The 13,187-nt window shown below is 47.6% G+C and carries 2 protein-coding genes (1 of these 2 only partly in view); both read right to left on the reverse strand.

The window, feature by feature from the left end; genetic code table 11:
- Positions 1–11,709, reverse strand: partial view of a DUF4347 domain-containing protein gene (locus AMJAP_RS15455; RefSeq protein ID WP_201356390.1) — the 5' end (the start) only. The gene continues 17,919 nt to the left of window position 1, outside the view; the window shows 11,709 of its 29,628 coding nt (coding positions 1–11,709); its start codon is at positions 11,707–11,709; its stop codon lies off the left edge, out of view.
- A 79-nt stretch (positions 11,710–11,788) separates the two neighbouring features.
- A complete protein-coding gene (locus AMJAP_RS15460; RefSeq protein ID WP_019623018.1) occupies positions 11,789–13,135 on the reverse strand; it encodes a TolC family outer membrane protein in 1,347 nt (448 codons plus the stop codon).
- Between the last annotated feature and the right edge of the window lie 52 nt (positions 13,136–13,187).

Below are 13,187 nucleotides of genomic sequence, written 5' to 3' on the forward strand. Positions count from 1 at the left end.
ATCATCGGTAACAACGACATCCCGGCCCGTTAATTCATTAATTACAGAGCTAACATTTAACAGATCCTCGGCATCAGTTCCGGACAGATCAAAGACCTGATAGCTACCGTTGTAGAACAGATAATCCGCATTTTTATCAATGCTGTATGTAACAGCTTCAGTTGGCGTTACTCGTTCTGAGATCGCCCAACTAGGTTCATCATTGGTAACTGTCTGTACCAGTTTAATATCTCCAACAGCGGAGAAATCATTCAAAATAGCCTGCAGAGCAGCGGTCGCTTTAGAATAATCAGGATTAGTTGCCAGTTGCGCTTCAGCAACAAATGCGCCAACCGTAGCCAAGGACACGCTTTCAGTACCATACATCAGCGTTGAGCCGGCCATCCATTCAGCCCAGTCCAGGTTATCCCCTGTCAGCAGGGATTCAACTGCAACAACCGGTTCTGTGCCATTGAACAGATAATCAACCGTGCCAGCACTGAAGCTGGTTGCACGGTAGAAGGTCTCAATAACCTGAGTATCTTCAATACTGTAAAGAACACCGTTGTGGTCCTGAGTTTCATAACTATAGGCTAGCGAATCAGTAGCGCCGGTAAAGCTCCAGGCACCATCGACCGTTGCGGCAAGATCAGTAACCGTAATTCCGTTAAATGCAGCATTAGTATCAATAACCGCTTGCACCTGAGAGGCGTTCATCCAGGAATAAACCTGAACCGTATTCGCCGACCCTAGCCCGTAATTTATACCTGCATCATTCTGATAACCAACATATAAAGTAACGCGATCAAGCCCCTGACCAATCTCAATTTCTTGCGTGCCGGTAGCAGGATCTGCAGGAATAAAATGGCTGGTCAATAGAGGATCACCGGTGACCGGGTCATACTTGTAATCGCCCGACGCTAAGCTGGCGCGATAGAAATAATCAGCTTGCTGTGCATTCAGGCCACTATTGGCTACAGCGGTATCAGCCAGAGTAACAGTGCCATTATTAGTCAGACTAAACAGTTCGTAGTTAGCGTTCGGATCAACCTCAAGACCAATATCAGCCAGATCCAGAATCCAGCGATTTTGATTTCCATAGGAGCCTAAGTTCAGATCATCAGCCTTAATTTTCTGGCTTTCAGAAAGGCCTAACGCAGTATTCAAAGCTGCGGCAATACCCGCCGCGGTATAACTGGATACCGTAATATCCTGATCCATATAGGTCAGAGTGACGCTGGAGCCTTCAGGGGCATAAGGCAGGAACTGCAAATAGTTATTAGCACGGGAACCATACTTATTATTCTCAGCATCCCGATCGGCCAGGTACATCATCTCCTGACTGGAACCCGCATCCACATCGATAGAGGTCAAATCAGTGCCGATTACGTCATCGATCTTCAGCGTATCCGCACCATTTTCCATCGCCAGCGTCAGCGCTTCCACACCAGTCAGCGTAATATGGTCAAGGGTGTCGGTCGTGTTGTTCGCATCACTCGCTTTGACTGTATCCAATGTCTTAGGGGTTAAGCCAGGCGCAGAGTCAACGGCCAGCACAGCATCACCGTTGCTATCATAGATATAGACGCCCTGATCTGTGGCAACATCATTCTGATCTACCAGTGTCGCACTCAAACGGTCTGTACCACTGCCACCATCAACAGACAGCGTAGTACCAGGTTCATACAACCATTCGACTACATCATCTCCAGCACCCGCTTTTACAATGCCGGAGCTTTCCAGCGCATCGATAACATCGTTACCCATACCCGCATCAACGTAGTTCGCACCCTTGCCGCCATTAAGGCTATCGAAACCTTTACCCGCAAAGACGGTATCATCGCCGTCACCCGTGCTAATAAGATCACCGTGACGGTTCAGTAACACAATACTTTCCGGATCAAGTGCCTGAGCAGCCAGACCAACAGCGGTCAGCGTGCCATCAGCCATGTAATGATCCATCGCTAGCGGCGTACCATCCGCATTGTAATAAACACTGATGACTTTGTTATGCAGATCAGGATCATAACTACCAAAATAGGTGCCTACGCTGACAACTGCATCATCGGACTTATTGCTGTACACGATAGCAACGGTTTCGTCGCCACCTTCAACATAATCTTTTCCACCATAACTAAGTAGCACATCTGCGCCGCCCTTATTAGCAGCAGACTGAGCTTGAACACCAGCAAGCGTTGTACCTGTAGCATTCGGTGCGCCGGTAGCAGCTGCAGCACTGGTCGCAGCAGCAATAAAGGCATTGACCTGTAGCAGATCAAGCGTGCTGTCGCCGTAGATAAAGTCGGTATTATCGCCACCCATAATGGTATCGCGACCATTGCCACCAAAGGCACCGAAGAAACTGTAATTATGCTGTTCGCCGTCCAGGCGCAGACTATCGTTACCCGAACCACCCTGTGCAATGATATTCGCAACAATAGCCGCAGAAACCTTAACCCGGTCATCATCAGACCCGGCATCGATAACGATATTGCCCGCTATAATGTCGTTAACGCCGCCGTTAACGGTAATAATGTCATTGCCACTTCCAGAATTTATAGTGATGCCATTGATAGCATCGGCAACAGTATCTTTGTCGTCCAGATTGATCTCAATAAGATCACTACCACCAGCAGTACTCAGGTCGATATCCGTAACGTACTCATCGACATTGCTGATACGGTAATGGTCATCACTGGAGGTACCCTGAGTGGTAATCTTTTTGATCTCACTGGCACGATAAACCTCAACCCGCTGACCAGTACTGACCACCAAAATATCTTCGCCATCGAAGCTGGTGAGTCGCGTACTTAACGCGCTCAGCTCAGTGGAGGTGTAATAATCGAAATCGAGGAACCCTTCTCTGAACAATGTTTCAATCGTCCAGTTGGCAGTATCTTCATTATTCAGTTGCTTAACAGTGTAAGCGTGGGCACCGGCAGAGTCGTCACCGTAATACTTCAACTCCAGCACATCACCAGTTTTTTCAGCGATACGCTCTGGGGCTGCGTGGACACACTCCCAGCTAAACTCAGCCAGCAGAATATCAACAAAGCGTTCGGTCGCCTCAAAGATAGTTATTTCAGAGAAACCCAGATCGACACCGATCCAGAGGAATACATCGAGAAATAGCGTCAGGGTACCGTGAACATCAAACAGACACTGTGGACCATGACTGATTCGATCGATTAGTTCGGAACCGTAGAATTTACCATCACCTATAGGGTCGCCATTATCAAACTGCGTTAGTTTGTCGTTCAGGTCAAAGCCAATTGTAGCTTCAATCCCCCCCATAACACCTGCTTCAACAAGACCACCTACACCCAACGATGCAATCGCACCCAGCAGAGCTGACAACACAACTTCATCAAGGTCATTAGCGGTATTCTCCAGACCATGATCGTCCAGATAGAAGCCGTTCATGATGCGCCAAATCTCAGATGTAGCGTAACCTGATTCCTGAAATTCGATAAAGCCGGAGGTATCAAAACCAAAATCAAAGAAGGTCTCAACACCCACGCTACCGATGATCCCAACGTTCAGGCCTGGGTATACCGGATAAGTTTTCTTATAGGTAAATTCAAGGTCGAGGTCAGGCAGATCGTACCAGAACAGATCAACCGGCTTACCGGTAATCAACCCCAGCGCTGTAGCCGGGTCTTCCAGAATAGGCAGACGGAATCGTTTTACAGGTCCCTCAGCCAGACCTTTCTGGTCCGGACCCGCTGCTGCGGTCTGAGTAGAACTATTACCTCCTGTAGGTCCGGCACGATTTGCTCCGGTTTCACTCTCTGTCACTTGAGAATCAGGGTCTTCCAGGAAGTTACCGGTAAGATGGAAATCTCCAAAGTTAATAATTCCACCAATGCTGTCCATAGCATCGATAAATTCAATAGTACTCTTGATTATCTGAATGACTTTCTTCGCCGTATCAACGGTCTTAGCAGGCAGTTTCAGGTAGGCCATGTCAATCATCATCAACTTAGCAATACCTAAATCCAGCTCCATCGTCAGCAGATCAATTACCGGCCGCATCGGCTCAATAATCTCTTTGATGATGCTCAGTGATTCACCCAGGAAGCTACCCATGATTGAACCCGCATCGAGCTCGACATCACGCAGCCACACATCTGGATCACCTAGTTCGAAAGCAGCCCCGGTATCAGGATTCCAGGACGCATCAAGAACCTGTTCATACTCGATTCCTGTAGACATCGATGGCAAAAAGTCAAAAATAGTAGACGCGGTTGCCTGAACATCCGCAGAGGCTACGGCATTGGCATTGATAGCCAGCCCCAGGGTTTCACCCAGAGTCAGACGACCGTCTCCACCACCCGTCAGATCGACGCCAAGGTGACCCATCAGACTAGCAACACCGGTAAGATCCATCTGCAAGAAGCCCAGCGTGCCGGTAATAGACCCATTACCCGTATCCAGCTCGGCAACTATATCAACAGCGATCTCTTCACCGCTTTCATTGATACCCGAGGTATCCAGGAATACACCATCAGTAGTGCTCAGGCCAAGACCCAGCCCCATCAGATAATCCATCGTGGTATTAATATCGGCGTCAGCATCCAGCCCAAGGCCCGGTAAACCAACAGAGAAATCAATCGGCAAACCAACAGGGTCGAGGACTGAATTGACAACGTCAATATTGGTATCACCAACAATCTTCGCACCCTGGCTATCGTAAACAAACTGCTGATTACCATCCCAGGCAACCAGATTGCCGTCAGAGTTAAACTCCAACCGATCACCGATCAGGGTACCGCCAAACATCAGATTAAAGGTTAGCTCGCCTTCACTGTTCAACAGCAACTGAATATCATCGGCACTTTGTGGCTGTTTAGTCAGTATTTTGCCGTCTTCGGCATACTGCTTCTCACCATTATCATCCAGAATAGCGGTAACAAAAGAGAGATACTTGTTATCAATGCCTTTCAGGCCTTCGTAGAGTTCCTGACGTAAAGCGCCAAGAATCACGCTGGAAACCTGCGATTCATTGCGATCAATCATGCCTTGCAGGATATCTTGCAAACCACCATCGCTACCGGTACCCATTACCGAAGTCCGCATGTCACGCAGACTGTCGGCCATAGAAATAAACTGTTCACCGCCGATCAGCGGTATCTCAATGGAGGCAATGGAATCGGCCAGGTCATCAATCCCATCGAAGAAACCATTCAGGCCATTAAGCAAGTTTTGAGGGTTATCCAGCCACTGCAGCAAGCCAAAGCCACCGAAGCCAGGCTTAACAACCATCAGATCATCGGTAGTGAAACCACCAGTATTACTGATACCAAAACCAAACGAGGCGTGCAGCAGGTTGTCTGCATAACCATCACCATTGAAATCACCTTCGGTACCACCCATTGGCAGGAAGCCAACACCCGCATCAGTAATTCCTAAGAAGATAGGCAGATCAATTGTTGCTTCACCTGATGCAGATGCGTTGAACGCTGCGCTACTTAGCTGTCTTAAGCTATAACGCCCATCACTACTGGCATTTAAGCCAACATTCGCATTAGCAGAAGCGAGCGCTGCACCACCAGCAATAACAAAGCCGATATCTGGAATAACGCCAGGCATATCGATGGTCGCCTGAGCATTCAGGTCATTACCCGCGATACTGGCATCAAGATTAATACCGGTATTGTCACCCAGATAGATATAGCTCTGAATATCGGTCGCACTGTCACCAATCAGCGCTTTTGCATACTCTTTGAAGGCAACCTGGAAGTCGAAAGCCATATCCAGTTCAGCATCAATGGCCAGCTCTCCGTCGGCATTGATGTTTATCGCATTCGCCAGATCACCAAGTCCCAGATCATCCAGCCCCAGGTCCGCAAGGTCTAAATTGAAAGGAAGCGACAGAGAACCCAGGATATCATCCAGATCCAAGTCGAAATCAAAATCAATATCTAAATTGAAACCATCCCAGCCCAGATCAAAACTCGGAAGGTTTATCGTTGGCCAGGTGGGCATTAACCCAGCTAGCTGATCATTCAACCACTGCTCTAAACCTTGCAGACCAAAATCAGCATCGACAAGACCATCTAATAATCCACGGAGATCTGTAAAAAGATCATCGATACCATTGATACCCGGCAGCTTACCGAAGATATCATCCAGCGAAAGATCGATTCCCGGAATCTTCAGGTTGAAATCGAAGTTATCTACCAGAAAACCCAGACCATCACTTAGCATCGACAATAACTGTTCAATACTAATATTACCCAAATCTAATATGTCGGATAGATCAGGCAGTTCCCAGTTAAGGTTTGCAGTAAAGAAATCAGCAAGATCAGACAAGCTACCCAACGATGGAAGCGTTGGTGTCGACAGCGAAATAACCGGTAAAGTTGGAAGATCGATACCCAGAGCAGTGGTATCCACAACGACAGGCAAGTCTGCAACAACACCAGTATCAGTATCGATCTCCAGGCTCAATAAAGTATCCAGCGTTGCGGTAGACAGAACACCGCTACTGATAATCCCATCAGTAGATAACGCAAGGCCCAGATCCAGCGCCAGCTCACCCTTAGGGTCAGCAGCATCCGGCCCACCAATAGCCGCCTTAATCAATCCAAGATCCATGCCTGCATAGAGCTCATCATCAAAAATTGACACATCGAAACTTAGTGCAGGATCAGCAATATAGTACTCTGGCGTTGTCTGCGAGGTTGTTTCAACGAGACCCACTGCGAATGCCATACCTGCAGTCGCCGTCACGTTCGGAGACAAGTCGACATCTAAGCCAGGAATCTGACTCAGGGTCGATCCCAGATCCAGTCCTAGCGACTGGGTTGTCGATGCCAAATCAAAACTACTACCCACTTCAAGCAAGCGAGTGTTCGGAGTAATACTAAATAACTTATTACCCGTTACCAGGCCATCATCTGTGAGGCCTAATAAGGTGTCTGTATCAGAATCATTAGTATCATTTGCACTCAAATCGCCCAGCCAGAATACGCTTTTCATAGCAGCGATACGCAGATCCAATTCAGCAACGATTGTTGCTTTCAACTCTGCAATGACCGCATCGGTATTAGCTGCAGTAGGAGATAACAGAGCTGCCAGGGTATTATCTCCTCCGATCAGAGGGACCTGGAAGTCAAGCAGGCTGGTCAGTTCAGTCAACGTTGCGGCATTTTCAACCACACCTTTAAACGCTTCAAGACCCGCAATCAACTGATCCTGCATATCGGCTGTCAGAGTTACATTCGCCTGTTCCAGCGCATCAGTCTCTTTCAGGCCGGTGAATTTTTCTACATTGAAGCCCTGTGAACGGCTATCTCCACCTGTCGCCGCAGCGAGATCTACCTTATTCTCAGCTGCACCAACCCCTCCATCAGAAATACTGATCGCATTTTTAACCGCGGCATCAATGTCGATTGCATTAGCATTCTGGCGACCAATATTAACGGTAATATTTTCAGCAACACCGGCAAAATCTAGTACATCTTTGCCTTTATCCAGGGCCTCTTCAATATCATCCTGCCCCCAACCTGAGGCAAACAGATAGGTATCATCGCCGTCACCGCCACGCAGGGTATCGTTATCACCACCGCCAACCAAAACATCGTTCTCAAGCCCACCTTCAAGGATATCAGCACCCGCACCACCCTCAAGGCGGTTAGCGTTGTCATCACCTATTAACTGGTCAGCACCGCCGCCACCTATCAGGTTAACAATATTGCTGAGTTTGGCGATAAGATTGCCAGTGTCATTGTCTTTATATGCCGAACTAAAGGTATTCCCAGCATCTAAGACCGACAGATCAACATACAGATCAACAGCGCTAAAGTTATCGAAGCTAACGGTATTATCACCGGTTCCACCATCAATGGTGTGTTCGTTACCGGAAGCATCAGTCCAACGGCCAACAAAGAAAGTATTGTTCTGATCATCACCTGTCAGAGTGTCTCCACCGTCAGTATCAGAACCATAAACATCCCGAATACCAGTAATAACCCCAAAACCAGTCGCCTGATCTGCCGACAGATCAACCGTTACGGCAGTCTTATAACCGTTACTACCATCTGTGCCATTATAGTAATCGAGCGTATTAACCCCTGCTCCTGTATCAAGGTCGCCATTAAACAAAGCCCCTGAGGTTACAGTAACGGTCTCGTCTCCACCGCCGGTCTTGATATCCCAGTTAGCATCTGCTCCTGAGATATTTATCTTATTTTTTGTTGCGATGGGCAGCTCAACAGCGACGGATACATTAGTACCTGTTCCTGAAGATGGCGCTGCAAAAGTAACCTGAAGGTCTTTATTGATAGCGGAGAGATCAAGGATATTATTACCGTCATTATCAATAATAGTATCGGTTTTACCCAGCCCTAAACTCACCCAGCTGGAATCTTCCGAATAGGTATCATCATTCAGCCCACCCTGCATATCATCGGCGCCGCTACCCCCAATCAGGGTATCGTTACCAGCGCCACCAGTCATCACATCATCACCGGCACCACCTTTAAGGATATCTGCGCCACCTTCACCACTGATGGTATCGATTCCATCTCCACCCTCAATGGTGTTCACCTCACCATCACCGGTCAGGGTATCGGCAAAGTCACTACCGATCAGATCATTAACATTGGTAATCGTCTTAATCAGAGTACTGCTATTCGCAGTTGCAGCATCGACATTACTCGCAGCAGACAGACTAACATTGACGGCTGAAGCATAATCAGAAAAATCTAAGATTGCAGAACCCGCACCGCTATAACCGGTGAGTACACCAGGCACAGTCGCTGCGCCTTTAAATACAAAGGTATTTTTGCCGGTACCGCCAGTAATATTCTCTATACCCGTAGCAATAACTTTATACTGTTTACCATCCACAACAGTAGTCACAGTTACCGTGGTCACACCTGCACTTTCCGTCAAAGTAAAGACCAGATCGCTCGTCACCGCTGAAAAGTTAAGTGTTCCACTCTTCGCTACAGCCGTATTGGTATCATCAATGGTAATTTTATTGGCGTAGTAGGTTTTACCAGACGCTGTACCTTTGCCCCAATTATTAGCAAATGTATAACTATTATTACCTTCACCGCCAATCAGTTTCTCAATATACGGGAAGCTATCGGTCGCCGCCGTTAAAGTGTTCGACCCTCCCGTTACTGTCAAAGCAGCAGAACTAATCGCCAGCGTCAAATCACTGGTCGCAGCAGCGATAGCACCAACAACGGGGGAAGTCTGAGCCTCCATTCCGGCAAAGCTGATAGTGTCACTACCCTCTTTACGCAGCTCCGTTATAGTATCCGTGCCCCAGGCATCTGAGACGTAGTAAGTATCATCGCCCTGATTACCAACCAAGGCATCAATACCCCCGGCACCGGTAATAACATCATTGCCTTTACCACCGACCAGCGTATCTGCACTCGCATCTCCGATCAGGTAATCATCGCCACCCATTCCCGACAAAGTAGTGCCGCCTGTTGCCACATCTAGCAGGTCTTGTTTTGTACTACCAACAACTTCAAATACACCACTGCCCGTAGCTGTAACCGTTCCAGTAACGCCCGGAATAGCCGTTGAATTAATCAGGTCAACGGTCTGATTAAACTTACTGTAATCAAGAACATTAGTGCCTGTTCCGCCGGTGATATTACCCGGCAGGTTCGCGCCAGCCTCGAAAATAAAATAGTTGGTTCCGGTACCTGCGATAATATTATCGACAAACTCAACAATGGCGCGATGACCACCAGTACGAGTGGCTACATCTGCCACCTCAACGGTACCATTCTTCTTTATGGTGAAATAAAGGTCAGTGGAAACCGCTGCAAAATTCAGATCGACTGTCGCACCGATAGTTGCGTCTACGACTGTCTTAGTTGCCCAACTGTTAGCAAAAGTAAAAGTATTAGCACCTTTACCCGCTATCAACTTTTCAATGTTATCCACACTGGACAGAGTCTGCCCGCTACCGGTAATCGTAATACCGGTACTGGCAATTGAATAATTCAAAGCCGAAGTGATAGTTTTGAAACTCAGCGCATCAGAACCGCCATTCAGCAGCTCTGTGATGGTATCTCCACCCCAGGCAGTACCTGAAAAGTGGTAGGTATCATCACCAGCGCCACCGACAAGCGTATCAGCACCGTCACCACCGTACAGATCATCCGCACCCAAACCGCCGGTCAGGTTATCGGCACTATCACTGCCTCGCAGGATGTCGTCACCCTTGCCTCCAACTGCCTGCTGAATATTTTTCACTCCACCCACAGCAAAGCCATCGATAGAAGAAGCGCGTCCTGTTGTATCAGCAGTACCTACAGAGAAATCAATTGCCGCATCACTTGTATACGCATTCGACGCAGAGGTGTACTTCAGTATATTAGTTCCAAGCCCTCCATCGATGTAACCCTTAAGCGTTGCACCTTTCTCAACGATGAAAGTATCGCCCTGCTTACCACCAATAATATTTTCAACATTTGTTGCCGATATTTTCACGCCTGAAGCGTTACTCACATCAATCCGATTACCGGATTTTATTGTAATCGTCAGCGCTTCATTTATAGCGGACAGGTCAAGGGTATCGTTGCCTGCAGCTTTGCTTTCAGTTACCGTAATTTTTGCAGTCGGTAGCGTTGTAGAGGTGATTTTATATACGTCATCACCTTTAAGACCTGTAGCAGTACCACTAATCAGCTGGACAGTATCGTTACCATCAGTACCTGTAGTATCCAGAGACCCCAGCATCGCATCACTGATAAAGGCAGACGTTTCGATCTGACCCACTGACTGCTCAAGATCCCAGTCAGCACCCGATGCGTTGCCGGTGTCATCATTAGATGCAGCCACATCCGCGCCCGTAAGCACTGATAACTGCTCAATAAAAGCGATACCCTCAGCATCGGCAGCAACATCACAGCCATACAACAACAGATCGCCATCGGCTGCCAGGGCATTACCCCAACGTTTTAGCTGTTGTTGGCTCTGGCGTAATTGCTGATTATTTAACTGAGTATTACCCAGGAACAAAGCACCCGCCGAACCATGGCTTAACAAGTGAATCGCAGCAACATCATTAAAATAATCAAGAATTGAACTGATCTGCTCTATACCGTCTTGCTCAGCATCCAATACGAATACTTTTACATCACGATCAGCGTTGAAACGGATCTGCTCTTCAACAGAGAGACCAATTAACGCAGTAGCAGGCTGTTCTGAATCTGCGCTATCAGCGGCGGGGGAAGCCGTCAGCTGCAGATTAACATCACCACCATTAACCACGTCAACAATCTGTTTTACATCTTTTTCAGAACTATTAAACAGTTCACTTACTACTGATTCTAGCTGCGGAACGGCGGCATCCAGAATAACGATCTCTTTAGCCTGAACCAACTGGGCTAAGTACAGCAACTCGGGGGATAGTTCTGTAACTTGATCAGTGGCTTCAGTCGCCGCGGTCTCTTCTACTTCTGTAGGCTCTTCAGCCAGCGCTGCATCAGCTTCAGCAACAAGCCCTTCAGCCAATCGTGTAAGCGAATCGTCAACCGCAATAGTTTGAGGCTCAAACTCACCTGCGCTTAGCGTATCCAGCTGTAGTTCTGACTCTATAACCTCCGTACCTTCCGGTTGCTGAAGATCATTCGCGGTAATGCCTAAATCGGCCGAAAGAAGCACCCGATTTTCTAATGCCTCTAGCTGAAGATTCTGTTTTTTCTTTGACGCCTTACGCGCCTTTTTACCCTTACCAAAAAACTTGCTCATAGCAACGCCCCCGCGTTATATACAACTGCTATGCTCTTACCTGGAGTCAGGCAAAAACAGAAAAATAAAACTAATAGAGTTACTCTTGGAGCCAGTTGTTCACTAGCATCAGATCATCCTGAGTCAACACACCTACCAAAGCTTTCAGGCGCAAACCATTTATCAGGTAATCATATTTGGCACGAGACAAATCCCGTTTTGCAGAATAGAAATCCCTTTCAGCATCCAGCACACTAATCGCTGTTTCCAAGCGGGCATCATAAGCAGCCCGACGCAGATCAAGCGTCGCCTGCTGTGCTTCAACCGCTTTTTTAAACGCATTAACACGCTTAACAGAATTCACCACACCCCAATAATTTTCGCGAGACTGACGACGTGATTCACGCATAATCCGTGTCAATTCCTGTTCCGCACTGTGGTAACGCGCAACAGCTTGCCGCTTTTGAGAACTTACCGATCCACCTGAATAAATTGGCAGATTAAAGCGCAAGATCATTTCTTGAGTTTCTACTTCACTGGCCCCACCAAAAAGAGAACCGCCAACATCTTCGTTGTGGTTTCTAAAAACAGCATCCAGTGTGGGATAATGCCCCGCATTTTGACGCTTAATCTCTTTTTGAGCGACATTCACAGCTTCACGCTGAGCCACCAAGGCAGGGTTATTCGTCATCGCATTCTTAAGCCAGTACTGCTCATCCGCTGGTACAGGAAGAACCAGATCAATCTCAGCCCTCAACTCAGCAATACTATTAAGATCCAGACCTGTCATTTCATAGAGAGCTTCATAAGCATCGCGTAAAGCGATATCAGCAGCGGCATAATCAGCTTCAACCGTGGCTACCCGCGCCTCCGCATCGTAACGATCCACCTTACGACCAACGGCCGCACTTTCTCGCCCTTTAGCTTGCTTAAGATGCTGTCTTGCAGAGCTCAATTCAGACTGAATAAAGTCACGCTCATCCTTTGCTGAAAGTGCTTTCATGTAGGATTCTGATACACGCAGGATCATTTCCTGCTGAGCATTGATTAGCTCTGCATCGGCTTGAAGCAACTCTGATTTAGATTGACCAATACGGACGTAATTGGCATAACGAAAGATGGGCTGGGTTATTTCAATAGTCCAGGTGGTTGAAGGAAAAGATGTATTACCACCACCATAAACAGTGTTATCGCTGCTTAGAATTTTCTGTGTATTCTGAACTTGCTCATAATCAAGCGTGACCTTTGGGCGATAACCTGACCAGGCCTGAGTAACAACTTCCTGACTCGCCTGATGATTAAATTGAGCAGCCTTTAACTGTGGATCACCGTCTAACGCGGCATGATAGAGTTGAAGCAGATCTTCTGCGTGCGACTGAGTCGAACAAAGCAATAGAGAACACAAACCCGCACTCACGAAAGCGCGGGTTAACTTATTATTAACCATGATTTCCCCCCCAGCCTCATCCTGAGGCACCTCTCATCAGCAACCATGCAAG

The sequence above is a fragment of the Amphritea japonica ATCC BAA-1530 genome, assembly GCF_016592435.1.
Lineage (GTDB): Bacteria > Pseudomonadota > Gammaproteobacteria > Pseudomonadales > Balneatricaceae > Amphritea > Amphritea japonica.